The organism is Thauera aminoaromatica S2, assembly GCF_000310185.1.
Lineage (GTDB): Bacteria > Pseudomonadota > Gammaproteobacteria > Burkholderiales > Rhodocyclaceae > Thauera > Thauera aminoaromatica.
On sequence record NZ_AMXD01000006.1, the window covers coordinates 15,531 to 41,035 of the forward strand.

21 protein-coding genes and 2 pseudogenes are annotated in these 25,505 nt (G+C 59.7%); 15 read left to right on the top strand and 8 right to left on the bottom strand.

Features of this window, described 5'->3' with window-relative positions:
- Positions 1-48: 48 nt before the first annotated feature.
- Both C665_RS02345 and C665_RS02350 read right to left on the bottom strand, forming a co-directional pair.
- Complete coding sequence (locus C665_RS02345) at positions 49-1,386, bottom strand: heavy metal sensor histidine kinase (RefSeq protein ID WP_004299256.1); 1,338 nt, start codon at positions 1,384-1,386, stop codon at positions 49-51.
- 2 nt (positions 1,387-1,388) lie between these two features.
- Positions 1,389-2,075 carry a heavy metal response regulator transcription factor gene (locus tag C665_RS02350; RefSeq protein WP_002924878.1) on the bottom strand — a complete coding sequence of 229 codons (687 nt, stop codon included), beginning with the start codon at positions 2,073-2,075 and terminating at the stop codon, positions 1,389-1,391.
- Positions 2,076-2,244: 169 nt separating this feature from the next.
- On the opposite strand from C665_RS02350, the gene C665_RS02355 reads away from it, so the two are divergent.
- The 4 genes and pseudogenes from C665_RS02355 to C665_RS02370 form a co-directional block, all read left to right on the top strand.
- Positions 2,245-2,583 (top strand): DUF4148 domain-containing protein, encoded by a 339-nt coding sequence (locus tag C665_RS02355; protein ID WP_004248732.1) that lies wholly within the window; start codon positions 2,245-2,247, stop codon positions 2,581-2,583.
- A gap of 614 nt (positions 2,584-3,197) precedes the next feature.
- The gene (locus tag C665_RS02360; protein ID WP_039921668.1) at positions 3,198-4,466 is read left to right on the top strand and encodes a TolC family protein; all 1,269 of its coding nucleotides are present in this window, start codon (positions 3,198-3,200) and stop codon (positions 4,464-4,466) included.
- Between the two features lie 17 nt (positions 4,467-4,483).
- Positions 4,484-5,047 carry a hypothetical protein gene (locus tag C665_RS02365; protein ID WP_004299261.1) on the top strand — a complete coding sequence of 188 codons (564 nt, stop codon included), beginning with the start codon at positions 4,484-4,486 and terminating at the stop codon, positions 5,045-5,047.
- Positions 5,044-5,511: pseudogene (locus C665_RS02370) on the top strand (efflux RND transporter periplasmic adaptor subunit); the annotation flags it as partial. The gene C665_RS02365 and the pseudogene C665_RS02370, both read left to right, overlap by 4 nt.
- A 174-nt stretch (positions 5,512-5,685) precedes the next feature.
- Here C665_RS02370 and istB read toward each other — a convergent pair.
- The 4 genes and pseudogenes from istB to C665_RS02385 form a co-directional block, all read right to left on the bottom strand.
- Positions 5,686-6,483: an IS21-like element helper ATPase IstB gene (gene istB / locus C665_RS02375; RefSeq protein ID WP_004265643.1), complete on the bottom strand. Its 798-nt coding sequence runs from the start codon at positions 6,481-6,483 to the stop codon at positions 5,686-5,688.
- Positions 6,476-7,968, bottom strand: a pseudogene (istA, locus tag C665_RS02380) (IS21 family transposase). Before istA ends, istB begins: the two are co-directional and overlap by 8 nt.
- A gap of 100 nt (positions 7,969-8,068) precedes the next feature.
- On the bottom strand, positions 8,069-8,224 hold the full coding sequence (locus tag C665_RS20550) for a hypothetical protein (protein ID WP_004299266.1): 156 nt from the start codon (positions 8,222-8,224) through the stop codon (positions 8,069-8,071).
- A gap of 248 nt (positions 8,225-8,472) precedes the next feature.
- Positions 8,473-9,636: a competence protein CoiA family protein gene (locus C665_RS02385; protein ID WP_004299268.1), complete on the bottom strand. Its 1,164-nt coding sequence runs from the start codon at positions 9,634-9,636 to the stop codon at positions 8,473-8,475.
- Positions 9,637-9,647: 11 nt separating this feature from the next.
- Between C665_RS02385 and C665_RS02390 the strand changes: the two genes are divergently transcribed.
- The 5 genes from C665_RS02390 to C665_RS19985 all read left to right on the top strand — a co-directional run bounded on the left by C665_RS02390 (position 9,648) and on the right by C665_RS19985 (position 14,677).
- Entirely contained in the window at positions 9,648-10,775 is a 1,128-nt protein-coding gene (locus C665_RS02390; protein ID WP_157277003.1) for a hypothetical protein, read from the top strand.
- A gap of 311 nt (positions 10,776-11,086) precedes the next feature.
- Positions 11,087-11,539 (top strand): H-NS histone family protein, encoded by a 453-nt coding sequence (locus C665_RS02395; RefSeq protein ID WP_004299272.1) that lies wholly within the window; start codon positions 11,087-11,089, stop codon positions 11,537-11,539.
- Between the two features lie 51 nt (positions 11,540-11,590).
- Positions 11,591-12,280 carry an SOS response-associated peptidase gene (locus C665_RS02400; RefSeq protein ID WP_040828338.1) on the top strand — a complete coding sequence of 230 codons (690 nt, stop codon included), beginning with the start codon at positions 11,591-11,593 and terminating at the stop codon, positions 12,278-12,280.
- A 636-nt stretch (positions 12,281-12,916) separates the two neighbouring features.
- The gene (locus tag C665_RS02405) at positions 12,917-13,699 is read left to right on the top strand and encodes a hypothetical protein (RefSeq protein ID WP_004299276.1); all 783 of its coding nucleotides are present in this window, start codon (positions 12,917-12,919) and stop codon (positions 13,697-13,699) included.
- Positions 13,700-13,729: 30 nt separating this feature from the next.
- A complete protein-coding gene (locus C665_RS19985; protein WP_004299278.1) occupies positions 13,730-14,677 on the top strand; it encodes an alkaline phosphatase D family protein in 948 nt (315 codons plus the stop codon).
- Positions 14,678-15,080: 403 nt separating this feature from the next.
- Here the strand turns inward: C665_RS19985 and C665_RS20555 are convergent, their stop codons facing one another.
- On the bottom strand, positions 15,081-15,317 hold the full coding sequence (locus C665_RS20555) for a hypothetical protein (protein ID WP_157277004.1): 237 nt from the start codon (positions 15,315-15,317) through the stop codon (positions 15,081-15,083).
- A 354-nt stretch (positions 15,318-15,671) separates the two neighbouring features.
- Between C665_RS20555 and C665_RS19990 the strand changes: the two genes are divergently transcribed.
- The 3 genes from C665_RS19990 (at position 15,672) to C665_RS20560 (ending at position 18,892) form a co-directional block, all read left to right on the top strand.
- Complete coding sequence (locus C665_RS19990; RefSeq protein WP_004299280.1) at positions 15,672-16,433, top strand: lipase family protein; 762 nt, start codon at positions 15,672-15,674, stop codon at positions 16,431-16,433.
- A gap of 232 nt (positions 16,434-16,665) precedes the next feature.
- Positions 16,666-18,096, top strand: a complete 1,431-nt coding sequence (locus C665_RS02415; protein WP_004299282.1) for an IS1182 family transposase — start codon at positions 16,666-16,668, stop codon at positions 18,094-18,096.
- 370 nt (positions 18,097-18,466) lie between these two features.
- On the top strand, positions 18,467-18,892 hold the full coding sequence (locus C665_RS20560; RefSeq protein ID WP_157277005.1) for a hypothetical protein: 426 nt from the start codon (positions 18,467-18,469) through the stop codon (positions 18,890-18,892).
- Between the two features lie 53 nt (positions 18,893-18,945).
- Here C665_RS20560 and C665_RS02420 read toward each other — a convergent pair whose 3' ends face one another.
- Positions 18,946-20,076: an ISAs1 family transposase gene (locus tag C665_RS02420; RefSeq protein ID WP_083854667.1), complete on the bottom strand. Its 1,131-nt coding sequence runs from the start codon at positions 20,074-20,076 to the stop codon at positions 18,946-18,948.
- Positions 20,077-20,657: 581 nt separating this feature from the next.
- Here C665_RS02420 and C665_RS02425 point away from each other — a divergent pair.
- The 3 genes from C665_RS02425 (at position 20,658) to C665_RS20565 (ending at position 25,213) form a co-directional block, all read left to right on the top strand.
- A complete protein-coding gene (locus C665_RS02425) occupies positions 20,658-21,974 on the top strand; it encodes an SIR2 family protein (protein ID WP_040828341.1) in 1,317 nt (438 codons plus the stop codon).
- Positions 21,964-23,967: an ATP-binding protein gene (locus C665_RS02430; RefSeq protein ID WP_004299290.1), complete on the top strand. Its 2,004-nt coding sequence runs from the start codon at positions 21,964-21,966 to the stop codon at positions 23,965-23,967. The genes C665_RS02425 and C665_RS02430 overlap by 11 nt, the downstream gene beginning before the upstream one ends.
- 562 nt (positions 23,968-24,529) lie before the next feature.
- A complete protein-coding gene (locus tag C665_RS20565; RefSeq protein ID WP_157277006.1) occupies positions 24,530-25,213 on the top strand; it encodes a DUF1643 domain-containing protein in 684 nt (227 codons plus the stop codon).
- Positions 25,214-25,505 lie beyond the last annotated feature (292 nt).

Sequence of the window (25,505 nt, forward strand, 5' to 3'; positions counted from 1 at the left end):
AGCGGTTCAGCACACCCCTACCGCGCGAGCGGTTTAGTCCCCTGGCCGTTATGAACAGCTATCCATAACGGTCATGGTAAGGCCAACGCTCGTCGTTCCGGCAGCTGACCGCACAAAGGTGGCGCCGCCATGCATTCGCGCGATCGCAGCTACGATCGCCAAGCCGAGCCCGTGGTTATGGTCGCGATGTTCGCGGGCCCCATCAACCCGATAAAAGCGGTCGAATAGACGAGGCAAATGCTCCGGGGGGATGACAGGGCCCGTGTTGCTGACAGACAGGCAAATGCGGCCATCTGCGTCCTGCTTGATATCGACCTCGATCACCGATCCGCGCTCTGCAAAACGGGTCGCATTGGCGAGCAGGTTCGAGAGCGCACGCCTAACCAACCCAGCATCGACTGTGCCCATGCCGTCACCGCGTAAGCGCGCAGTCACGCCGGCCTCCTGCATTGACGCTTCGTGGAATTCGATGACCTCGGACACCAGTTCGGCCAGGCTATCCACACGGTGGCGACGGGCGCGCTCCCCGCGATCGGCCCGGGACAAGAACAACATGTCATTGACCAGCCCCGCTAAAAGTTGAAGATCCTCGAGGTTCGATCCGAGCACATCGCGCAGTTCGGCGACATCGCGCTGACGACTCAGAGCTAGCTCGGTCTCACCAATCAAGGTCGCCAGCGGTGTGCGCAGCTCGTGAGCGACATCGGCGTTGAACCCTTCCAGTTGTTGATATGCGCGGTTCAATCGAACCAGGAGCGCGTTGAATTGTGTGACCAACGGCTGAAGCTCCTGTGCCTGGGCGGAGCCGTCAAGCGGCTGTCCAACGCTTTCCGGGCTTAGGGCCGCTGCTTGTCGAGCCAGGTCGCGAACAGGCAAGAGCGCTCTACGAACGAGCCATGCGCCGCCCACTGAGATGGCCGCCGCTCCACCAAGGGCGCTCGCGAGTAGCGTCCAGGCCAACTGCTCCAAAAGCAGCGCGTCGGCGCTGCTGTCGAGCATCAATTCGGCGCGCAGCATGGTTGTGGGCGACCATGGCACGGAGATTTCGAACTCATCCCGCCGCAGGATTGCGCCGGGGCTTGAACGCGCCGGAGTTGCGTACAGAAGAGCGTCAGATCCCTGGATCAGCCGTAACTCGAGGTTGGCATGGCCCACAAAGAAGTCGTCGAGCTTGTGACGCAGGCTCGGCAACGCGTCCCGCGTTGCAATCTCGCCGACGAGATGGCGCACTATGTCCCGCTTGTGCCGCAGTTCGTCCGTCTGCTTGTTGGAGAGATTTAGACTCGCGCCCACGTAAACGATCGAGCAGACCAAGCCGAGCCCCAGCGAGGCCAGCACGGCGAGCCACCACGATAACCAGCGGCTAAGCGAACGCGGATTGCGCATTCTCAGGGCTTCCGGTCCTCAAGGACGTATCCCATGCCGCGCACGGTATGCAACAACTTCTTCTCGAAAGCGTCGTCGATCTTGCCGCGCAACCGGCGCACCGCAACTTCGACCACGTTCGTATTGCTGTCGAAATTCATGTCCCACACCTGCGCTGCAAGCGCGGTACGGGAAAGGACCTGCCCTTGCCGGCGCAGCAGCAACGTCAGCAACGTGAACTCCTTGGCGGTCAGGTCGAGGCGCTGCCCGGATCGTGACGCCTTGCGCCGAACCAGGTCGAGTTCGAGGTCCGCCAAACGGAGCACCGTTGAATCCTGGCTATCCGAGCGCAAGGCACCGCGCCGCAACAAGGCCTGCACGCGAGCGAGCAACTCGGACAGAGCAAACGGCTTCACCAGGTAATCGTCGGCACCCGCCTGCAGGCCTCTGACCCGATCCTCGACCTCGTCCCGCGCGGTCAGCATCAGGACGGGTACGTGTTTGCCCCGACGCAGTTCTTGCAAGACGGCATAGCCATCCAGCCCCGGAAGCATGACGTCGAGGAGGACGAGGTCGTAATGCCCTTCGGTCGCGAGATAGCGGCCATCCGTGCCGCTGTGCGCGACATCCACGATGTAATTGCTTTCGGTGAGCGCCCTGCGTAGGTATTCGGCGAGCTTGGGTTCGTCTTCCACAACCAGAATCTTCATGCAGCGATTATCGCGGAGATGCCGAAACCATCACATTACGAAATCGTAATCTGGCAGTTCGCGATTCGACGAGGATGGACCCTTAAAGTCCGCGACGTGTTCGGTGCAAGGCGACGCCAAGCGGCTTATGCCGAACGCCACCTCTCACGTTGAACGAAGGAGTCTCGTCATGTCGAAAACCCGCACCACTGCCCTTTTTTCGCTTCTTGCTGCCGTCCTTGTCGTTCCTGCGGCTGCGCAAGCCAGCTCGCTGTGGCATCCCGCTCCCGGCGAGCAGGGGTTCACGTTCCATCCGGATCACTCCACGAGCACGAAAACCCGCGCCGAGGTGTTGCGCGAGCTCGAACAGGCAAAGGCCGATGGCAGCTATTTCTACCTGCAGCGTGGCCTCGCGGTGCCCTCGCGTGCTTCCGGACCCGGCAAGACCCGTGCAGAAGTCCTCAAGGAGCTGGTCGACATGACCCCGACAGAGCGCGCGTACATGAATGAACTGTACAGTGGCTCCTGAAGCCACCTATCGGCGCGAGACGTCGGGCCGTCCAGGCGTTTCGCCCAGCAGGTTCTCGTAAAGCGCCGTTTGGTCTGCCCATTGGTACCGTCGCTGTCGACGATAGCAAATCCTTATTGATAGAATCCGCGCCATGCGTCGTTGGCTTGCGATTTTCCTCTTGATCCTGCTGCCTGCCCAACTGAGTTGGGCGGCGGTGGGCGATTACTGCGCGCACGAATCCGGTGCCGCAGCCAATCATTTTGGTCATCACGCGCATCGTCACACCGAAGATGCAAAAGGCAAGGAAAAAGGGGGCTTGACGAAGGGCGCACACACAGACTGCGCATCGTGCCAGGTGGTGGGCTCTTCAGCAGTAACGAGTGAGCCCAGCGCGCTATTCACACAGCATCAGGCATCCCTCCCCATCGGCGTCACACCTGGGTGCTCACTTGCGGAGCATCCCGCAGAGCCCGAACGCCCTAAATGGGCCCGCCCAGCCTGATCGGCAGGGCGGTCGCCTTCATTCCCTCTTGATGTTCCTACCGCTTTGAGCGGTAGCGTCACGCGTCCATTGCGATCGGTCCGATCGCCCTCTGCCGATTCCCCGTGTCTTTACATCAACGGAGAATTGGATGTTTCAGCAACTTCGTCTCAAATGGCTGCCTGGGCTAATGCTCGGCCTTGCCGTCAATGGTGCCTGGGCGCAGCAGCCCGCCCCCCCGGCTCCAAGTACCGCCCTATCCCTCAAGCACGCTTTCGAGGCAGCATGGGCACGCCAGCCTGAAGCGCTGTCGCTCACGACTCAACAGGAAGCGGCGCAAGCGCGCCGCGACAGTGCCGACAGTTGGTTTGTCGAACCGCCCGCCCTAGAGGTAGCCGGAAAAACCGATCAGTTGGACAGCAATCGCGGGAGCCGTGAGTACGAGGTCGGCATCGCGGTTCCGATCTGGCTGTCGGGCGAACGTTCGAGCACTGCAGCCCTCGCCACTGCCGAAATAGCTGCCACGGCGAGCCGGGCTCGCGGCGCGCAGTTGCGCACCGCTGCAGCGGTACGCACAGCATATTGGGATTGGCAACGCGCGCGCGTAGATGTGACGCTGGCGAGGGCGGGTCTCGAGAACGCCCGCGAACTGGCCGCCGACGTGGCCAAGCGCATCAAGGCGGGTGATCTGGCGCGCGCAGATCAGCATCAGGCCGACGGTGTGCAAGCTACAGCTGAAGCCGCCGTCGCCGAGGCAGAAAGCGCCCTTGCAGATGCTGCACAGCAGTTGCGCACGCTCACTGGAATCGGGCCAGAACGCTCATCCGGCGGGGTGTCTGCGCCGGAGCCCGTCCCGTCCGCTGCGACACCGACACAGATTCTTGAGACGGCGCACCCTGCAGTGGCCGAGCTGCGTGATCGGGTCGACGTTGCGCGGCGCACGATGACCCTTGCCAGCGTTCAGGGCCGCGCGAATCCGGAGTTGAGTGTCACGACCACCCGCGAACGCGGCGCATCGGGTGAATCCTGGGAACAGACAGTCACGCTGGGCTTGCGCATTCCGCTTGGTTCCGGTTCGCGCAGCCGGTCCCGCGTTGCAAGCGCCAATGCAGAGGCCATCGAGGCCGAGGCGCAACTCCAGATCGAACTCGAACGTCTGCTGGCCGAAACAGAGATGGCGCACCAGCGCGTCGAATTGAGACGGCAGCAGGTCGCCGCTGCTGAACGGCGCTCCGACCTCGCACAGGCGTCACGCGGCTTCTTCGAGAAGGCGTTCCGCCTCGGTGAGGCCGATCTGCCGACCCGTCTGCGCATCGAATTCGAGGCGGCCGAGGCCGAACGCGAGCGCGCGCGCGCGCGTATTGATCTGGCAGCCGCCATCTCGGCCCAGCGCCAAGCGTTGGGCCTGCTTCCCGAATGAATAACAGGATCCCCAAAATGAAATCCACTCATACCCTCGCGGCATGGAGCCTCGCTGCCGTGCTTGCCGGGCTTGCCCCGCAAACGCTGGCCGGTGACGGACACGACCATGGAGAAGCGCCCGCGACCACAGCGGGCCCGGCATTGCCGCGATTTACCGCCGTCTCGGAACTCTTCGAGCTGGTCGGCGTAGTGAATGGCAAGAACGTCACCGTCTATCTTGACCACTTCGCTGACAACAGTCCGGTCAAGGACGCAAAGGTCGATCTGGAACTCGATGGGAAGGCCGTTGCGCTCTCGCCCCATGCCGACGGTGAGTTCGAGGCCACGCTCGAGGAGACGCTCAAGCCGGGTGTCGTCTCTGTCACGGCAACGGTGATTGCCGGTCAGGACGCCGATTTGCTCGCTGGTGAGCTCGACTTGCATGAGACCGCCGCCGAGGCGCACGAAGAGGTTGCCGAATTGGACATGAAACCCTACGCAATTGGGGCAGGCGCGGGGGGGCTTGTGCTAGGCCTCATCGGCTGGGTTGTGCTTCGCAAGGGGAATTCGCGTAATCGCTCGACTGGAGGTGCCGCATGAAGCTGAGCGTACTGTTTGCTGCGCTGGCGCTGGTATCGGCCAGTGCCTCGTGGAATGCCTTTGCTGGCGAAGGCCATGATCATGGCGATGAAGGTCCGGTTGTGGCAGGAGGCAATGGGCCACAACGGCAAGCCGATGGCAGTGTCTTTCTGCCCAAGCCGGCACAACGCCAGATCGGTGTTCGCACGTTGGTTACGGAAGCCGGCGAATTGCCGCGTACCACCGCGCTGGCCGGCAAGGTGGTCATGGACCCGAATGCCGGCGGAAAGGTGCAGGCCATGGTGGCTGGGCGCCTGGAGGCGGGCCCGCAGGGGTTGCCAAGCGTCGGTCAGGCCGTGAAGAAGGGGGACGTGCTGGCTTACGTCAGTCCTTCGACGGACCAGATCGAGCGGTCTAACCAGATGGCGCAATTGGCCGAGCTGCACGCGGCCAGGGCCCTTGTGGAAAAGCGCCTTGCGCGTCTGTCGGCGCGCGTCTAAAACTACCCAGCGGTGCGCGTTGAATTTTACCCAGGCACTTTAGTTGCCCGTCATGCAGCAACTGCTTTTCAGTTTAGTCGAGTTACCGTTCGTGAGTGTGCGCAGAGAAGCCCGCGAAGGGCGTAGCCCGAAGCGGGCTTCTCTGCGCGGGCGCCGGGATCAGAACGGCTCGTCCTCGGTGAGGGGGCCGCGCTTGCGCTGCTCGCGGTCCTTGATCCGCGACCGCGCGCTGGCCGAGCTCTGACGGAAGCGATAGGACTCGTTCCCGGTCTCGACGATATGGCAGTGATGGGTGAGCCGGTCGAGCAGTGCCGTGGTCATCTTTGCGTCGCCGAACACGCTGGCCCATTCACCGAAGCTCAGGTTGGTCGTGATCATCACGCTGGTGTGCTCGTACAGCTTCGAGAGCAGATGGAACAGCAGCGCTCCGCCGCTCTGGCTGAACGGCAGGTAACCCAGCTCATCGAGAATCACCAGGTCCATGCGCAGCAGCGAGAAGGCGAGCTTGCCGGCTTTGCCGGCCGCCTTCTCCTGCTCGAGCAGATTGACCAGATCAACGGTCGAGTAAAACCGCACCCGCTTGCCGTGCTGGGTGATCCCCGACACCCCCAGGGCCGTGGCCAAATGCGACTTGCCTGTGCCGGTGCCACCGATGAAGACGACGTTGTGAGCCTGCGCGGTGAAGTCGAGTGTGGCGAGTTCCTGAATCAACGCCCGCTCCACCTTCGACTGCTCGAAGTCGAACCCGGCCAGATCCCGATGCACCGGGAAGCGGGCCGCCTGCAGTTGATAGCGGATCGAGCGCAGGTGACGGTCGGTATGCTCGGCCTCGAGCAGGTGCTCGAGCAGCCAACCCGAACTCTGACACCCGAGATCACTCGTGGACACCAGCTCCGCCCAGGCGTCGGCCATCCCGTACAGGCGCAGGGCTTTCAGTTCGGCAAGCACATCACGCATGGCTCACCTCCGCACGCAGCCGGTCGTAACGCTGCGGGTCCGCCACCGGTGTTTCGCTCAGGGTCAGTACCGTGTCGACGGTCGGCGTGGCAGGGGCCGACTTCAGGCGATTGAGCACGTTCTCGATGTGCTCGGGGCTGGGGCGGCCCGCTTCGAGCGCCAACTCCACCGCCACGATGACCGCCCCCAGGCCATGCTGAGGCACGGCGGCGAGCACCTTCGCCATGACCCGATCTCCGCCTTCGCGCTTGAGCAGCAGTGCGCGCAGCGTCTGCAGTGGCGCGGGCATGTCGGCGAAGGGTGCGCCGTTCCTGAGCGCACCGGGCTTGCGCTCGATCAGCGGCAGATAGTGCTGCCAGTCGTAGCGCGCTTCGTTGCGCGTGAAGCTGCGCACGTGACGGGCCACGACGGTGTCGTGCGCGACGAGCTCGATCTGCTCGGGATACACCCGGATGCCGACCATCTGCCCCACCAACTCGCACGGCGCCGAATAGCGGCAGCGCTCGAACGTGACCAGGCAGGTGCTCGACACCTTGCCGAGCGTCTCCACGTAGCCGTCGAAGGGCGTGATCATCGGCATCAGGCTGGGCTGCTCCTGCTCGAGCATTTCCGCCAGGCTGAGGTCGTACTCCGGATGCTTGAGCTCATGCCACAGGCTGCGACACTTCGCCAGCAACCACAGGTTCAGCTCGGTGAAGGAACCAAAGCGCGTCTCGGCCGCCTCCTGCCAGATCCGCCGTCGGCTGTCCTGCACGTTCTTCTCGACGACGCCTTTCTCCCAACCGCTGGCGACGTTGCAGAAGTCCGGCTCGAACAGGTAGTGCGAGGCCATCGCCGCAAAGCGTGTATTGACCACCCGCGCCTTGCCTTTCTTCACCCGGTCGACGGCGGTCTTCATGTTGTCGTAGATCCCGCGCCGGGCTACGCCGCCGAGCGCGGCAAACGCCCGCGCGTGCGCATCGAACAGCATCTCGTGGCTCTGCGTCGGATACGCCTGCACGACAAAGGCACGGCTGTAGCACAGCTTCAGGTGCGCCACGAGCACCTTGCGCCACACCCCACCGATGACCAGATGCTCCTCGCTCCAGTCGAACTGGTGCGCCCCTCTCCCGGCTCGAACTGCAGCGGAACGAAGGCCTTCGCGACCGATGCACCGCCTTCGGCCTTCCAGCGCCGGATGAACTCGGTGACGCGGCTGTAATCGCCGTCGAACCCCTGCACCTGCAACTGCCCAAACAACTTCAGCGCCGTGCGCCGGTCCCGTTGCGGTCGCCGCGCATCGGTCTCCAACATCTTGACCAGCTGCGCCGCGTACGGCGCGATCTTGGTGTCGCCGACCCTGCGCTGGTACTTCGGGTCAACCCCTTCAGGCGCCTTCAGCCACTTGCGGATCGTCTTGCGCGTCAGCCCCGTGCGACGCTCGATCTCCGAGAGCGTGAGCCCCTCCCGGTAGTACAGCCTTCTGACCTTCCCCAGCAGATTCATGGTGATCATCTCCTCGGTTCCCCGCTCCTCGACGGAAGCGGCGGAGGTTAATCACCTGGGTACTTTTCAGCGCGCAGACCCCGCGAAATCTGGGTAGTTTTCAGTGCGCGTCAACAGTCAGCAGGACCACGCGATCGAACCGCTCGTGAGCGAGCAGCGCTGAAGCGATCGGACCGGGCCGCTCACGGTCATCAGCCTCGGCCGCTTGATGGTCCGCCGCCCCGATCCAGGCGAAGAGCCAGGATTCTTGCGTCATGGAGACATGATACGGTTACCGTACCTCCCAGGGAAATAATCTTCCCTTGAGAGAAGATCTCGCTCAGACTCAAGCAGAGTGAGCGGACGGAGAGAACGCCTCCCATCTCGTAGGAGAACGGCCCCGGGCCGACCGCCGACGCCCGCAAGGGCCGGGATCCCGACTGGGTTTTCGATAGCGAAGACTAATTATGCGAATATCCTGACAAAGCGCCGTACAAAGGTGATGACACTCATGACAAGAGCAACCTAGGTCTCGATCGAGAGTGATGAGTTCCGGTTCGCACTACCTGTCTCTGCCTGCAACCCGGTCAGGAAAGCATCGAGCAGCTCATGGCAGCGAATGCCGCGCACCTGGCGCGACTCGGGGATGCCGAAGTAGCTGCAGCTGAGGCCTGCGGAACATGCAAATTCAGAGAGCAGGGCGTCGTATTCGCTCGTCCGACTGCCCGACCCCATGCTCCCGAAAGTCACTAAGCAGGTGCTGTCTCCATGGGGGTGATGCCGCAGGAAGGCAATTGCGCGAGCCAGGCGATAACACCTCGGAGCAGGATAGCTGCGCTCGATGAATGCCAAACGCTTGCTCGGATCTTTCGGGATGAGTCCCATCGCCGGATGGGGAATCAGTTCCCCACAATCCTGAAGGTTCAGACCTTCCCGCTCTTCGTCCTCGCCGTGCGGGGGTGAGTCAACAGGATCATGAGGCTGCCTGGCATTCTGTAGATCCAGCTGATCCCGTCGCTGTTCTTCAGCCGCCAGCCTCCTCTCGCGTAACTGCTGCGCCAGGCGGGCCTGGTCGACATGGAAAACCCATCGCCGGATAGCGTCATCGGCCTTCAGTGCCAGCTCGAGTGACACAAGCGTCCAGCCGCCAAGCCGGTACATCCCGGAAAGGTCGAACTCCAGGGTCGAGACACCATAGCCCTGAAGCCGAACCTGCTTCAGATCATCAACAGCGTGAGTCACCCTGACTTCGCACCAAACCTGCTCGCCCTGTCCGTTGTACAGGACGACATCGGGCCGCACTGCACCGGCCCCGCGGAATGTGGAACGCGACTGCTCATCCGGCAACTCGGTGTGAACGACATCAAACGTGCGACCGGGGAGCGAATCCTGCAGGCCTCCATCCCGGACGATGAGGGCGGGAAGCTCAATCTGCCGCCAGGCGGCGATGATGTACCGGGCGGCCGCATGGAGTGCGCTCTCCCGCCCGCCCTCACAGGTCGCAGCAGCACTGCCCGCGACATAGTGGGAAAAGTGGTGCCGGTTCTTTCGGCCCTTTCTCGCCTGGAGGGTGGCGCCGCAGCTGGGGCAGATGCAGTCACAGGCGAGTCCGCGCTCGACCATCGTGATGTCGACCATGCGGCCCGTAGTGCGTGATAGGGCAAAATCAAGGCCTTCGTCATTTTTCATCGGAATGCTCCATGAGTACCAAGGACGCACCCATGCTCGACGCGACGCTTCAGCTAGACGAGGGCAGACTGAGGGAAGACTCTGGAAGGACGCCGGAAACCACCGACGTTTCAGCAATTTATGACCGTTCTGTGCTGTTGATGCAGGCCGCTGCCGTGGGTGCGGACGCTGCGTCTGGTGCCCGCGAAAGTGGCTGGAAGGGCGATTGGTTGGTGCTCTTGCAAGCACTCTGCAAACTGACGGTGACGCAAGCTTCAGCGGGCGATCCCGCCCCCCTTTTCACGGCCGAGCGTCTTCGTCAGGAGATCGCATCCCTCGTCGGAGATCCTGAGGCCCAGTGGTGGTCGGACGAGTCGGACACAGCCCGAAAGAAATTCACCAATGCCTGGAGAGCACTCGAGAACGACATCGGGCGCATCGAGGAAAACCTTTGTGGGCGCGCGATCAGCTCGCGCGTCGCCGGCATCGTTACGCTTTCTACGCCAACTCGGTTGGGTACCACGAACGCGATGGGCTACGGCTTGAGCGTCTCACCGATTGCCCTGCCGGCCACAGCGGCAGCCGAGCCACCACCAATCACCAATGCGCCTGTGGGCCAGCTGCCAGCAAACTGCCCGATAGACTACTTGGAGGAAATGGAGGCCTACCCAATCCCTGGCCTGAAGAAGCCGTTGAAGATCTCGCTCTCTGGCTGGCGCGCTGCACTGATCACCCTACCCGTGGTGATCGGACTCGCCATCGCCGGGCTACTGAGTTGGTTCCTGCTTGCACTTCTCGCATCCGACGTATCCCCGCGAGCACTGCTGCAGGCAGCGGTGCTGACCGGCGTCATCGGAGGACTGGTTGCCTGGTTGTGTCATCCCTTCTACACCCTGATCCATGACCGGATCGTCCGCGCACCCACCTTCCTCGAAGCGAGGCTACCCCTCGGGCACGTCCTGCTCATCCGCCGAGAAGGCGAGGACCGCGTCTTGCGCATGGTGCGCTACACGGCGACATGCCCGGTTTGCGAAGGAGAGATCACTATCGAGAAAGGGCGGCGACGGCTCCGCGGACGCCTGATCGGGGAGTGTGGTCGCAATCCGGTTGAACACGTCTTCTCATTCGATTTCATTACGAGAAAGGGCGAACGCCTTTGAGGAGAGACTCAGGAGAGAGCCCGCCTTGGCTCGGCCCACAGCCCTCCGTCCAGCCGAATCACGCGTTGCCCAATGCGCTTGCAACGGAGGCTGATCCACCTCGGGATAACCACCTCGAACTGCGCGTCGAGGGCCCATTCGACACCGTGTTGGCCCCGGTCTTCCCCCATGGCTACTGGTCGTGGCAATGAATTGAGATCTCATCGTTCATCAGCGACTACGCTATTACGAAAGGCGTAGCCGCGCCTTCTTGCGCGGTACCATACGGATTTGGCACACAACGGTGCCGACCCTTCGAAAGAGCATCCTCCATGACCCATCTTGCCGACTACAGCCTTCCTCAGCTCAAACAACTCCAGACGCGCATCTCCAAGGAGATTGAGAAGCGCGAAAGTAACACCAAGGCGTCCCTGCTGAAGCGCCTACGCAAGTTGGCCCAGGAAGAAGGCATCAGCCTGGAGGATCTGCTGGGTCGAGGCACGGAGGCGACCGCCTCGGCGACAAAGCGTGGGCGTCCCGCCGCAAAGACCGTTTCGGCGAAGAAGGAGCCGTTGGCGGCCAAGTACCGCAACCCCAACAATCTCGAACAATCGTGGTCTGGGCGTGGCCGCAAGCCGGGCTGGTTCGAAGCATGGGTGGCGAATGGCGGCACCATCGCTGCCCTGGAGCACGCCGCGAGCGTGGCGAAGAAGGGACGCCGTGGTGCGCTCTCCGTAGAGCCGGTCGCTGCCGAGCCAGTCCCCACAGCACCCGCTGCGACGTAAGTCAAAGCCGGATGCGGACGCGCCAGACTCGGCTGTTCTGATTCAAGCACCGTGTGCGGCAGATACGCGCTCTACGGCCCCATCTCACGCCTGAGTGAACGGTTCTCGGCCAGCATCGACGAAATGCCGGCCGAATTCGGGCCGCGCTACAACGCTGCCCCGATGCAGATGCTACCCGTCGTCCGCCAACGCCCCGGCGGTGAGCGCGTGGCGCACCTGCTGCGCTGGGGCCTAATCCCGGGTTGGGCCAAGGACCCGAGCATCGCCACCCGGCTCATCAATGCGCGCGGCGAGACGCTGGCCGAAAAGCCCGCCTTCCGCACCGCCTACAGGGCGCGCCGCTGCATCGTGCCGGCGTCCGGCTTCTACGAATGGAAGGCGATCCCCGGCGGCAAGCAGCCCTATTACATCCACCCCGCCAACGACGAACTGTTGGGCTTTGCCGGCCTGTGGGAACGATGGATTAGCCCCGAGGGCACACCGATCGACACCTTCACCGTCATCACCACCGCAGCAAACGAGACCCTGCAGGCGCTGCACGAGCGCATGCCGGTGATCCTGCAGCCCGGGGATTACGGCCCGTGGCTGAACCGCGACACCGCGCCGGAGCGGCTGGTCCAACTCCTTGCCCCCGGCCCGGACGCCATGCTGAGCATGCATTCGGTGTCGAAGGCGGTCGGCAACGTCCGCAACGAAGGCGCGCAATTGATCGCGCCCGAGCCCGTCCGGCAGCCGCGCTGACCCCGCGCAGTTATCCAGCCCTCCTGTGGATAAGGTTGGGGGTAGCGGCTGGGAAGTTGAGCCAAGCCCTTGTGCGGAAGGGGATCCGGTCGGCTGCTGTAAAAACGGGCGGCCGCGGCGACGCATGCCGCGCGGGGTTTGGACCCCACCGTGGCCAGGCATTCGGCCTGACCTGACGCCCACCATCTGGCTCGACTCGCGATCAACGACAGCTATGTGGTCACGGTTTCCAATAGCCGAAGCCGGCCACTAGCTGCCGGTGACCGTTACATTTCACTTGCGGGTCTATGGGGCTCGTCTAGATTGAAGCCATGGGATGACGGGGGCTCTTGTTGGCCATAAGGTCCCCGTCGAGCTGCCCGGTTGGATGTCTGCTCCTTTACCAAGGCCACCGCACTTTCTCGGCACCGTCTTCGGCGCCGCCCGCCAAGGTTTGCCGCTTCCAGCCCCGCCAGCCAGCACGACTGCAGCGTAGGGGCTGAACGATTACCGTCGATGATGCAGGTTGATCGTCCGTTCAAATTGACATCTTGGCTAATCTCATCTTGATTACACGGACGCAGGGTTGATTGTGTTTGCTGCCCACGACCTTGCCCGTCGACCCGAGCGCACACGTCTTGTCAAGGGGAATGGAACATGGCTGCATACTGGGATGAAGCATCGATGCAGCGCGCTCACGCGACGCCAAGCATTCTCGGGATCGGGGACTCGTGGTTCTGGTACCCCTTTCCCGGCGGCAGTTTAATCAGCTATCTGGGGCCGCTCGTCGACAAGAAGGAACATACCGTGCTGGTGTGCGGAATGAATGGAGCCGAGGCGTTCGACTACGTCGACGGAAAGTACAAGAACCTGATTACCGGTGCGCTTCGCCGGTATGGGCGCAGTCTTTCCGCGGTGTTCATCAGCGGCGGCGGCAACGATTTCGCTGGCTTCAACGATATGCGGCCGCTGCTGAATTTAGACTGCTCTAACGCCCAACGGGCCGCCGACTGCTTCCGGAACGGAGACGGTGGGCTCGGACGCTTTCTGGAGAGCATGGATCAGTACTACCGGAGGCTGATCGGGCTGATCTACACCCTTACCTCGCTCGACTGCCTGATCGTCATGCACTCCTACGATTACGCCATTCCGGATGGACGGGGCGTAATGCGCGGCAAAGGCTGGCTCAAACCCGCCCTTGTGGACGCCGGCGTGCCGGAGCCACTGCAGAGCGACTGTGTGCGTTATCTGATCGACGCCTTTCACGCGATGCTGACGGATATCGCCTCCACTGATCCATCACACCTGCTGATCGTAGACAGCCGCGGAACGCTTGCGGAGAGGGATTGGGCGAACGAATTGCATCCGAAGGGAGCGGGATTCAGGAAGATCGTCAGGGAGCGCTGGAAACCCGTGCTGGAATCGGAGAATTTGGCTTGACGCCGAAGATCGGACCGAAGGAAGACGAAAATGAAGACCGAACGAATCGCGTTCACCTCCTGTATCCGATACGAAGCATTTCCTAATCAACCCCAATGGCAGGATGTGAAGATGGCGAGCCCGGACCACCTGCTCTTGCTGGGCGATCAGATTTATATGGACTATGGGCTGTGGCCATTTTCACAGGAATGGAACGAGAAGCCGAAGACTTATTCCGACGCGGATTTCGAATCCATCATGTCTTCGAAGTATCGGGCTCAATGCAACGAGCCAAACTTTCTAGATTTGGCGAAACTTATAAGCTCGAGGAACGGCCGGATTTGCGCGGTTTGGGATGATCATGACTTTGCATGGAACAACGCTCGGGGAGCCGATGTCCCAGAATCCAAGAAGAAAATATCGCTTAAACTTTTCAAAGAGTGGTTTCCGCCAGTGCAAGAACGGCTTGGTGAAATCTTTCAAGCCTTTGACACTGAGTTGGCCAGAGTGATTATGCTCGACGTCCGCAGCCATTCTCGCAAGCCGAATAAGTTATCGCTCTTAAAGCATAAGTTTAGCAGCGAATCCGATCTCCTGGGTGAGGCGCAATTCGAGTTTCTGGAACGTGAACTGAATACCGAAGGCGAAAAACCCTTCACCATAGTCTGCTCCGGACTGACGTTACGCTATGGGGACGAGAACTGGATAAAGTATTCTAATGACTTCTTCCGGCTCATCGGTGCAATCAAGGACAGCAAGAAGCGGATCATCTTTCTCGGGGGCGACATACACAGGAATGCACTTGTCCCACCAAGTGAAACAATTCCATTTTACGAAGTCATTTCATCGGGCTTCGCGGTCAACTACCTGGGCCTCGGGATTCCGCAGGACGATCGAAACAATTGGGGTTTGCTGGATTTGTCAGAATCAGGGGCGGCAACGGTGACGCTATACTGCCATGGAGCCACGGATCTTAATACACCCACGCGTATCTTTTAGGAGCTGAATGCAAAACCATCCGGGGCGGTATTCCTCGTCGTGGCTGGAGCGTTATGGATGCATCGTGCTTGATGGCAGGCGGGCTTCTGTCAGGAAGCCAACTTCTGTGGCCTTGCGTTGCGTCGCTGGCTTCCGGCCCAAGTTTCCGTTTGAGCTTCGCCATAGCGTCTTGGGGCGTTGCTGCGCCAGAAGTGGACAGTGAGGGATGGCCCCGTAAAGCCGGCGCCCTCCATCTACATGCGATAGGCTGAATGCATTTCTTGGTTGCTGGACTTGCTGATCTGTGATCGAGGGCGGAACGGGCTGCTTGAGAAGGTAAAGGGCTTTTCTAAGCAGGATCTTCGTATACGTTTATTCCGATGCCACGGAGTTCAGCGGATGTTACGCAGCAAATCCGTAGCCCTCAAAAAGCTTGTCCGCTCACTGCTGTCCAATGTTTATCGCCGACAGGAGCAATCATGTCATCAGATGTACTTTGGGCGATTTTTATTTCAATGGGCGTTCTCGTTGCTTCTTTAAGATTTGGCCTATTTAGGCAGTCGAAGCTCAGTCCCATCACATACGATGCGGAGTCGTTCTTCGCAGTCCAGCGCCTCTTTTTTGCGGCAGGCGTGCTTCCGGTGCTGGCCTTCATGCTCATGCTTAGTTTCGCCGTCTACTTCAGAATAGGCCAAGAGGGAAACCCGATCAACGCCGGGCAAGAGGTCTTCGACTCGATGGTCAAGGTAATTCCTCCAGTCATCACATTGGTTCTTGGGTATTATTTTTGCCGGCAAATTGTTTCAACCAGAGCGATGGCTAAAAAAGCGCCTAGTGGGGCCGCTCAAACCTCGAAGGAAATAAAGAACAAAGAGGTCAACCCTGGGGGAGAACCAGAGTCCGCCCCCCTGCTCCGAAACCTCCTGTGTCCCCGCCGTTCCCACCATCAAGTACACCGTCTCAACCTGCTTCATCAGGTACCTAGACCAGTGAGGCGACCCCAAGTAGACCGGCCATGAAAAATATCAGCGCATCCGATTACGAGCGGTATGCAATTCTCTGTGAGCTTGCCTATCCTAGCGTCTTCAATCACAAACTCTACGGCTACGAAGAGCAGAAGATGATTCACGATAGATTTGGCAGAGCCTTTGGAAGAGTCCTTTGGAACGCTGCTGAAGTAGTTCTGTTGTTTCGCGGAACTCGCGATTTTTTTGCGGATTGGTACACAAACATCCGCGTGTTTCCAAAGCGCGTTCAAGTAGCGGATAAAAAATGCTTCGTGCATGGTGGTTTCATTGATGCGCTGGGAACATATGATAAAAGCCAGTCAAAACCAGCGTTTGAGTATCTCGTTGAAATCTTGACTCCTCTCTTGAGGAGCGACCGACGATTCGTCATAACCGGTCACTCTTTGGGAGGGGCTCTCGCCGTCTTGGGTGCAGCGAAGCTATCTGGCAGTTTTCCAGGTCGCATCAATGCCGTCTTTACGTTCGGACAACCCGCTGTTGGAGGCGACGAATTCCGAAAGGCATATCCGTTAAAAGAAATAACACATCGAGTTTGTGCCGGCATCGATATTGTCACTTTTCTTCCAGGGCCGTTCTTTAGGCATGTTGGAAGACAGCTCTGGATTCACGACGGTATTATTCATCAAGATGTTCATTGGGCTACAAGAATACTCAAAACATTACGACTCGCAGCGATACGTATCGTTGCTGATCACAGCATGAGAAGGTATGTTGCCTACAAACACCTCTTCGAAAGAGATGTGAAGTGATCTAACTTTGCGGTCGACTCGGACGCGACACAAGTGGCACCCCCTTTCACCTTGGGCGTGGAGTGACCGCTTTCAGCGAACACCGATGGGCGGAGTGGGTCGGCCTGAGACGGTCGTGGGTGGCCTTCCGAGGTGCTGCGTGGGTTCGGCCCTGGAGGTCTTAGTCCGGCCGAGGCTGTGTAAAAACAGCGGCGTTGGTATGATATAGGCATTTCTAGCCTGGTGTGATGCCATGAAGCGATTCGTCGAAGGACAGAGCCGCACACAGGGGGCCTTGCTGCCCGAGTCGCTGGACGACTTCGTTGCTGAGGCCAATCCCGTTCGGGTCATCGATGTCTTCGTCGATGAGCTCGATCTTCGCAAACTCGGCTTCACTGGCGTCGATCCAGCGGCCACAGGACGCCCCGCCTATCATCCGGCTGTGCTGCTCAAGCTCTACATCTACGGCTACCTGAATCGGATCCAATCGAGCCGGCGCCTTGAGCGCGAGGCGCAACGCAACCTGGAGTTGATGTGGCTGCTGGGCCGCTTGATGCCTGACTTCAAGACCATCGCCAACTTCCGCAAGGACAACCCGAAGGGGATCCGTGGCGTTTGTCGTCAGTTCGTGGTGCTGTGCCGCGAACTTGGACTGTTCGCCGAGGCTGTGGTCGCAATCGACGGCAGCAAGTTCAAGGCTGTCAATAACCGAGATCGAAACTTCACCAGCGCCAAGTTGCAGCGGCGAATGCAGGAGATCGAGTCGAGCATCGAGCGTTACCTCGTTGAGATGGACAGCGCTGACCGGCAAGAGCCCGCCGTGGCCCAAGCGAAGAAGGAACGGCTGGCCGACAAGATCACCACCCTGAAGGCCCGGATGAAGGAGCTCGAAGCGATTGGCGTCCAACTCGAGAGCACACCTGACAAGCAGATCTCCCTGACAGATCCCGACGCCCGATCCATGAAGACTCGAGGCACGGGCATCGTCGGCTATAACGTCCAGACGGCCGTTGAGACCAAGCACCACCTGATCGTGGCGCATGAAGTCACAAACGACGGGCTCGACCGGGATCAATTGAGCACGATGGGCAAGCTGGCTCGTAAGGCGATGCAGGTGGATTCCCTCACGGCGATTGCTGATCGGGGCTATTTCAAGAGCGAGGAGATCCTCGCCTGCCACAAAGCCGGCATCGTGCCGCTTGTTCCGAAGAGCGCTACATCCAACGCAAAGGCCCATGGGCGCTTTGATCGCGCAGATTTCGTGTATGACCGCGAGAACGACGAGTATGTTTGCCCCGCCGGCGAGCGCCTGATCTGGCGCTTCGCCAGAGTGGAAGGCGGGCTCATGATGAACCGCTACTGGAGTTCATCTTGCCCGCGATGCCCGATAAAGAGCCAGTGCACACCCAGCGACTACCGGCGTGTGAGCCGTTGGGCGCACGAGGAGGAGCTTGAGGTGATGCAGGCGCGGCTGGATAAGGCACCCGATAGCATGCGCATCCGACGACGGACCGTCGAACATCCCTTCGGTACATTGAAGGCCTGGATGGGCGTGACGCACTTCCTCACCAAGGGCCTTGAGCGCGTCCGAACCGAGATGAGCCTGCATGTTCTAGCGTACAACTTGAAGCGAGTGATGAAGCTGATGGGAAATGAAGCGCTTATGACGGCAATTCGGGCCTGATGGGGTTTTTTTACGTCACCTGACGTGCCAATTCAAGGCATCGAATGACTTGAATTGCACGAGGTGGCGAGAAGCCGCCGCCGGTCGTTGCGGCCGTAGCCGTTTTTACACAGCCTCGGCCAGGAGCTGCCGGTGTCCCTTACATTTCACCTGCAAGTTCATGGCGCTCGTCTATGTTGAACCAATGACATGGCGGTAGGCTTGTGTCGCATTCAGAAAAGGAAATGGCCATTGCGGCGGATTGTCTGGAAACGCCCGATCGTTGTTGGATGGATCGCTGTGGTTGCCGAAGCCTCTTTCGGACGAACGATGAGGCGGTGAAGACAGCCGCATGCCGATACCTGCAAGTTTCACGAAGGGGCAATTCATCATGGATGAAGATCAAAATCGTGCAGCGTTGATTGATAAGATAGAAACGCGGAAATCACACAGCGAAAAATGGGCTGGCTATGATTTCACTCTTGCTCAAACGTTTCTATGGCTAGCAATCTTGTCCAGTTTTTCTACGGCAATTTTGGCTGCAGCAGTGGAAGTGCCAAAACTTGTCCTAGGATTTCTTGCTGCCATACCGGGTCTCGCCATCCTCGTCGAGCAGAATTTTTCATTCGCTCGACGAGCACGTTGGCATTGGGAAATGGTCGCCAAACTCGATCAGTTAAGCAATCAGCTCCGATTTGAGGGAGCGAAGGTTGAAGATGTTTCGAGGCAACTCGGAGTGCTTGGCGTTGCGATGGAAGACAAGTTTCCAGCAATCAACCACGACGGACTCTCAGAAAAGCCACCTTCTCCCAAATGAGCCCCAACCTTCCGATCCATCGAACCTCCGGCAATCTCCGGGCAATCGCACCTTCATGTCATAACGCCAAGCAGCTCGGCGCGAAACTCGTCATTCGTCGCAGCCAGCATGCGCTTGGATTTGATGCTCGCCTTGCGCGTCGTGTTGAGCCGCAGCAGGTTCATCACGATGTGGCGGACGATGGCCAGGTTGTTGGCGGCGTAGCCGCTGCGAACGCGTGACTGATCCTCGTTGAACTGCACATCCAGGCACCAATGAAGCCGATTCTCGATCTCCCAGTGACTGCGTACGGCCCGAGCGATGCGCTCGGCGTCGGCGGGCAGGCTGCTGATGTAGAAGACGCGCTCGGTGCTGGTGTGTTCGCCCACGGTGCGAATGCGCTCGACCACCGCGAAACTGGCCAGGTCCTGCCAGTCCTCGGACTTGTAGAGGCGATCGATCGCGGCGTAGGCGCGGCATCGACGGATTTCGATGCGACCGTGGTCCTTGATCGTGGTCTCATGGATCGAGCTTGGTGTCAGCGGCTCTCGCGGATCGATGTCGGCAAACAGGATCGAATCGTGCAGGTTCGGATGGTTCTCCTTCACACACAGCACGTAATGCGCGCTGCGCTCGCGGATCGTGCGGGCGATCTTCGTCTGGGTGCCCATTGCGTCGATCGTCACCACGCAGCCCTCAATCGCCAGTTTGGCAAGCAGTTCGGGAATCGCGGTGATCTCATTCGACTTCTCGGCGGTTGCCGTCTGGCCCAGCACGACGCCCATGCCAGCCGCGAATGCGCTGACCAGGTGCAGCGGACTGGCGTCGGTCTTGCCCTTGCCGCCCGAGCGCCGGCTGGTCCTGCCGTCGATCGCGACGACCGTATCCCCGGCCAGCGCCGGCACCACCATGCCCACCCAGCGCCGGAACGCGGACTCGAACTCGTCCGGCGCGATCAGGCCGAACACGCGTCCGATCGTGTCGTGAGACGGGATGCCGTGCTCAAGCTGCATGAAACCTCGCAGCCAATCGAGCTTGGCCTCTGCCCACAGTTCGATGTCCACGAAGTCCTCCACGCCCGAGAGCACCGCGCACACCGCCGCCGTGAGCAACTCGGCTAGGTCGTGGCGGATCTGGCGCGCGCTGCGCGGGTCGGAAATCGCGACGAACACCTGCGTCAGCGGCATGACGTTTCCTGCCTTCATGGGATGCCCAAAAAGGTAGGAAACTACACAAGTTATGACGCTGTGAACAGGGGTCTCACAAGGTCATGAAAGTTAACAAGTTATGGATTTGAACTATGCAAAATCGGTGCGATTGCCCTGCCGGCAATCTGCACTTGCCTTCGTCCGGTGATTTCCGACGTTGAGCGACTGCTTTCCGCAAAGCCCAACGACGGCATCGGGTCGGCAGCACTCGGCGACGAACGGCTGCTTCCGGGAAGTGAAAAATCAACGACCGCTTTTCGGCGATGAACTCGAAGAGATGTCAGTCGCATTCCGACCCAGACCCGGCATCCGGACTTCCCCGAAGCCGCCGCTGAGCACAGGGGTCTTCTGTGAGTTTCGCTGCCACGAAGCTGCCGTTCGTGACCTCACGACTCCGGCCATTAGCAGTCAGCGGATCAACCACCTGAAAGCCGTCATTCGCGATTTCGGCGCAGCACTGCCTAGACGGAAGTCTGGCGGGTGACGCGCTACTCATCGATCATTGTAGGGAGCGCGAGAGTAGTATCGGACATCTCGAACATCCCGGGATTCATTGAACCCAACACGCAGGGGGATAAATGCCAGAGGCAGAGGCGAGCAAAGCGCGGTTCTCGTTCTTCAAGGGTGGCGACGATGTGGTCGCCCCAAAGGGCGGCGAAGATTTCGACTGGGAGAAGGGCGTACTGCGTGTGCGTGAAAACCTGCATGACGCCCTCAATGCCAAGAACCTGGCGTTCCTGTTCGGGTCAGGATGCTCTTCATTGGTGGTTGATGGCACGCAGCGGGGTATCGACACGATGGCGCCGCTGGCCAAGGAGTTCCTCGGAGCTGCTCCGGGCTTTGATGACACGCGGTTTCCCAGTGGAGCAGAGCGCGAGGCGCTGACGAAGTACCTCGGCTTCGATCTGAAAGCCGACGAGTTCGCATCGAACCTCGAACGGCTCATGGAGGTGCTGTACAGCTTCCAGTTTGTGCTGAAGCGAAGCGCCAGCGAGGAGATGGCAAAGGGTACGGCTGCGGTCGATTCGCTGATCGAAAAGGTGACTGCGTTTGTCACCCAGAAGTGTTCGGAAGCGCCCTTCTCCAAAGGTGACCCGGCGATCGTGGACCTGTATCAGGCCTTCTACCGGAAGTTGGTCTACAGGGACCGGACGCTGCCGCGGCCATGGATCTTCACTACGAACTACGACCTCCTTAGCGAAACGGCGCTAGACCGGCTCGGGATGCCATACTGCAACGGCTTCTCAGGGACCATCGAGCGCAGGTTCAATCCGACGACCTACCGGTACGCGCTGGCCGAGCAACTCGATCTCACGAGTCGCAAGTGGGCAGCGGTTGACAGCTTCATCTACCTGTGCAAGTTGCACGGTTCGATCAACTGGATCGAAGAGGGCGGAAGCCTGTTTCCGATCCGGGAGGTTCCTGCGGTTGCGGCTACCAAAGGCAGCCGGGTCATGATCTATCCGACACCCATGAAGCAGAACGCCAGCTTCGGGTCGCCGTACTCGGACCTGTTCCGGGAGTTCCAAGGACGGATCGTACGAGACCAGAGCGTCCTGTTCGTAGTTGGATACAGCTTCAGTGACGAGCACGTCAACAACCTGATCTTCCAGGCGCTCACCATACCGACATTCCGCCTGGTGGCGTTTCTGCCGCCCGACGCCGCAGGGGTAACGCAGAAGCTTCGTTCACTGCACGATCCCCGAATCTGGTTGATAGGTGGAGCTGGCCCGAAGGGTGGGACCAAGGCGCACTACTTCGACACCTTCGTCGAGAAGTTCATGCCTGAGTCTCCAGCCGACAAGGTCGATACCGCCGTGAAGAAGGTCCTGGAGGAGCTGATCGCACAGGGTGTCAGGACGGCACCAAACGAGGAAAACGGCCATGACGACTGATGACCGGCGCCGAGCGATCGGCAAGGTGGTGTCGGTGGCGGCCGACCGCCTGGTGGTGGAGCTGCATGGTGGGACTGCCAACTTCACTGTTGTCGGCTTCGACGATGTCCACTACGTCGCACGGCTCGGCTCGTTCGTCGTGATGCCGGCTCAAGCGGAGTACGTGGTCGCGGAGGTCGTCGGGTTGCGGGAGAAGGACGCTCCCTCGTCTCGCAGTGCGCAAGGCGAATCGACAGAACTAGACAAGGCAGGTTCAGCCAAGTACCTGGACCTGGTTCCAGTGGGCATGCTCCCCCAGAGGCGCGATGGAGCGTTCAGGTTCGGAGTTTCAACGTTTCCGTCCCTATATGCCGATGCGCTCTACGTGCTCGACGAGGAGCTCGACAGGATCTTCGAAGTCCAAAGCGCTACCGAGATCGTTCCGCCGCCGATGGGCAACGGCGAGGCGACCCGGTACAACGCGCTGTCGATCGGCACGTCGGTTGTCTTTCAAGACTACGCCGTCAAAGTCAGAGTCGATGAGTTCTTCGGCGGCCACTCCGCTGTTCTGGGCAACACCGGCAGCGGCAAGTCGTGCACGGTCGCCACCCTTCTCCAGTCGTTGTTCGAGAAGAGAGACGAGTTCTTCGCGAGAGGTGCCACGTTCCTTCTCCTGGACGTCAACGGTGAGTACCGTTCGGCGTTCAGCGAACTGCCTCAGTCTGTGAAACGGCGGTATCTGAAGCTCGAGGCTGATCCAAGTTCTCCGGCCGCCGCACCAGCGGACGCGGCAGAGACGACCGCTGTGTTTCGACTGCCTCACTGGTTCATGACGGTAGAGGAGTGGGAACTCCTGCTGCGTGCCAGCGAGCGGACGCAACAGCCAGTCCTGCGATCAGCGCTCGGGCTGGTAACGCTGTTCTCGGCCGAAGGGGGCAACCAAGAAGCGCTCGAGAAGCTCAAGAACCACATCCTCGCAAAGTGCCTCCTCTACGTGCTGAACTCGGCTGACAGCCCTGCGGCAAAGGCTGATCGCGTTACAGCCTTGCTGTCATCGTTCGAGACGGCAGCGTTAACTCTCAAAGCTGCGAAGCCTTTGCTTGGGCTCAATTTCGGGACGATGCCGGAGTTGCAACGGTTGATTCAGATGTTCGAAGCGCAACTGGATGAAGACGTCACGGTGCCGAACTACTCGAACAAGAGCTTTCGATTCGAGGACCTCGAGCAGGCGTTTGACCTGGCGCTTCTCTACGAGGAAGCGCACGGCAACATGCAGATCCGGGACTACTGCTCCCAGATGATCACGCGATTCAAGTGGATTCGGGAGCGCGATGAATTTGCGTTCCTGCGGGTGCCGCCTGAGCAGCTTCAGGAGCACGAGCGGAACGTAGCGCAGTTTGTCGAGCGATGTATTGGTCTTTCCCGGCTGGATGGCAAGTTCCAGAAGTCCGCTCAAGTAATCGTGCTTGACATGAACGAAGCGGGGGATGAGGTCGTCGAGGTAGCGTCGGCTGTCATTGCAAGGCTGATCTTCGACCGGCTGCGCCGAGCGGAACCGAGGAACCAGACGCCGATCAACCTTGTCCTGGAGGAGGCCCACCGGTACGTCGCGGAGCGTTCGTCGGGCTATGCGATCGATGCAAGTCGCATCTTTCAGCGGATAGCCAAGGAGGGACGGAAGTACGGCCTGTTCCTAATGGTCGCCTCGCAACGGCCAAGCGAGCTGTCGAAGACGGTACTGTCGCAGTGCTCGAACTTTGTCGTGCATCGCATCCAGAATCCTGACGACCTTCAGCACATCCGGCAGATGACCCCCTTCGTATCCGATAGCGTGATGAAGCGTCTGCCGTCATTGCCGAAGCAGCACGCATTGATCTTTGGCAACGCGGTCAATCTACCGACGACGTTCAAAGTCCGGGACGTGAAACCGAAGCCGAAGAGCGATGACGCAGCGATTCGGGAGTTGTGGTTTCGGCCAGCCGGCAAAGAGGCAGAACTGCAGGTACCAGAATGAGCGTGTTCTCGTGCTTGAGCGGTTTGTATGAGCGTCTGCTCTTGCTTCAGCCGTGAGGCGGCTGTGGGTCGAAACCGATCAGTAACGAAGAAGACCATTTAGGCGGAAGAATTTGTGCAAGAGAATGAAGTTTTGAGTCAAAGAGCGACGGGAGTTACGTCAGTGAATCAATGGTCAGATTGGCTTCCTTTCCCGGATCCAAGGAAGTGTGAAATACTTATAGCGCCATACGGGCCGGGTGTGTATGAACTTCGAAATCGAGAGACGAATGAGTTCGTTCTTCGCGGCATGGGAAGCAATTGCGCGTACCGAATGAGCAGTCTTTTACCTGCGCCTCTTGGCCAAGGCGCACGGAACAACGCAAATAAGCGGCAATATGTTCTCTCTCATCTGCCAGAAGTTGAGTATCGATGCATTGCATGTGTATCCCCCAGTGAGGCCAAGGCGCTCGAGAGAGAGCGCAAGAAGGAGCAGCCATGTTTGTTCAATACGTGAAAACGATAATATCGTATGACATGTCGCGCAGTTCGGCCGCCGGCTCTCTTGGCGTTAGGTATGCAACATGAAGGTTCCATTCATACCCGCCGATAAACTGAAGAGACAGTACGGTGTGTTCGGTCACTTTTACTCACTCCAGCTCCCGGCTGTCGCGCCTCAAAAGTGTCGAAGTGTTCTCGAGATTTCAGCAACAACAGCTGGAAATAGCCCGATAGCAGATGCCGTGTTCGTAATGATGAACCCAGGCTCATCTCGACCCGTCCAGGAAACGAGTCACTCCGTCAGTTCAGACCAAGTATCGGGGATGTTGGCGAACCTTGTGCCTACAGTTCCGGATATGACGCAATATCAAGTTATGCGCATCATGTATTTCAAGGGCTGGCAGAATGTCAAAGTGATCAACCTTTCTGATCTTCGTGACCCTCAAAGTGGTGCCTTCGCAGAACGTTACGTCCAGCTTGAGAAGGATTCGGGTACCACGGTTCACTCAATCTTTTCCCCCGAACGCGCGGCTCAGCTAAAGCGGTATCTATCGCGGAAGCCTGGGGGGCCTATCGTTTGTGCGTGGGGTGTAAGCGACGACCTCAATCCTCTCATCGAACGGGCAAGTAAATCACTGGCGCAAGAGATGGGGGTTACGGGCTTGGAAAAGCCAGGAAATGCAGGAAGATATTTCCATCCGCTTCCCTCGCTCCAGCGTCAGAGGGAGCAATGGGTAATTGAAATGTTGGAGCGATTGAATGCCTAGCAATTCGTTGCAAAGAACACCTAACTTGCTGCGCGAACGGGGTTCGTCCCGTGCTGCGCACTCCAGCTCGCGGTGAGCACGAGCGTTGAACGACAGCTTTCCTCAAAGCTCAACGGCTGCAACGGGTCGTTAGGGTAACTTGCTAGTTTCGGAAACCGGCCATTCTTATCGCATACAGCCGAGCGGAATCGAGCGACACCATTGGCCGAACTGCTGTGTGACGGTGATTTTCAAGTCGATTACCAGTTGCTAAGCGTTCAGCCACTTCCAAGCTGGATCCAAGAGTCGATCC

Excerpts from the sequence above, each read along its gene's own strand:
- C665_RS02345 (WP_004299256.1), bottom strand. The coding sequence starts at position 1,386 with ATGCGCAATCCGCGTTCGCTTAGCCGCTGGTTATCGTGGTGGCTCGCC.
- C665_RS02350 (WP_002924878.1), bottom strand. The coding sequence starts at position 2,075 with ATGAAGATTCTGGTTGTGGAAGACGAACCCAAGCTCGCCGAATACCTA.
- C665_RS02355 (WP_004248732.1), top strand. The coding sequence starts at position 2,245 with ATGTCGAAAACCCGCACCACTGCCCTTTTTTCGCTTCTTGCTGCCGTC.
- C665_RS02360 (WP_039921668.1), top strand. The coding sequence starts at position 3,198 with ATGTTTCAGCAACTTCGTCTCAAATGGCTGCCTGGGCTAATGCTCGGC.
- C665_RS02365 (WP_004299261.1), top strand. The coding sequence starts at position 4,484 with ATGAAATCCACTCATACCCTCGCGGCATGGAGCCTCGCTGCCGTGCTT.
- istB (WP_004265643.1), bottom strand. The coding sequence starts at position 6,483 with ATGCGTGATGTGCTTGCCGAACTGAAAGCCCTGCGCCTGTACGGGATG.
- C665_RS20550 (WP_004299266.1), bottom strand. The coding sequence starts at position 8,224 with ATGACGCAAGAATCCTGGCTCTTCGCCTGGATCGGGGCGGCGGACCAT.
- C665_RS02385 (WP_004299268.1), bottom strand. The coding sequence starts at position 9,636 with ATGAAAAATGACGAAGGCCTTGATTTTGCCCTATCACGCACTACGGGC.
- C665_RS02390 (WP_157277003.1), top strand. The coding sequence starts at position 9,648 with ATGAGTACCAAGGACGCACCCATGCTCGACGCGACGCTTCAGCTAGAC.
- C665_RS02395 (WP_004299272.1), top strand. The coding sequence starts at position 11,087 with ATGACCCATCTTGCCGACTACAGCCTTCCTCAGCTCAAACAACTCCAG.
- C665_RS02405 (WP_004299276.1), top strand. The coding sequence starts at position 12,917 with ATGGCTGCATACTGGGATGAAGCATCGATGCAGCGCGCTCACGCGACG.
- C665_RS19985 (WP_004299278.1), top strand. The coding sequence starts at position 13,730 with ATGAAGACCGAACGAATCGCGTTCACCTCCTGTATCCGATACGAAGCA.
- C665_RS20555 (WP_157277004.1), bottom strand. The coding sequence starts at position 15,317 with ATGAGCATGAAGGCCAGCACCGGAAGCACGCCTGCCGCAAAAAAGAGG.
- C665_RS19990 (WP_004299280.1), top strand. The coding sequence starts at position 15,672 with ATGAAAAATATCAGCGCATCCGATTACGAGCGGTATGCAATTCTCTGT.
- C665_RS02415 (WP_004299282.1), top strand. The coding sequence starts at position 16,666 with ATGAAGCGATTCGTCGAAGGACAGAGCCGCACACAGGGGGCCTTGCTG.
- C665_RS20560 (WP_157277005.1), top strand. The coding sequence starts at position 18,467 with ATGGATGAAGATCAAAATCGTGCAGCGTTGATTGATAAGATAGAAACG.
- C665_RS02420 (WP_083854667.1), bottom strand. The coding sequence starts at position 20,076 with ATGAAGGCAGGAAACGTCATGCCGCTGACGCAGGTGTTCGTCGCGATT.
- C665_RS02425 (WP_040828341.1), top strand. The coding sequence starts at position 20,658 with ATGCCAGAGGCAGAGGCGAGCAAAGCGCGGTTCTCGTTCTTCAAGGGT.
- C665_RS02430 (WP_004299290.1), top strand. The coding sequence starts at position 21,964 with ATGACGACTGATGACCGGCGCCGAGCGATCGGCAAGGTGGTGTCGGTG.
- C665_RS20565 (WP_157277006.1), top strand. The coding sequence starts at position 24,530 with ATGAAGGTTCCATTCATACCCGCCGATAAACTGAAGAGACAGTACGGT.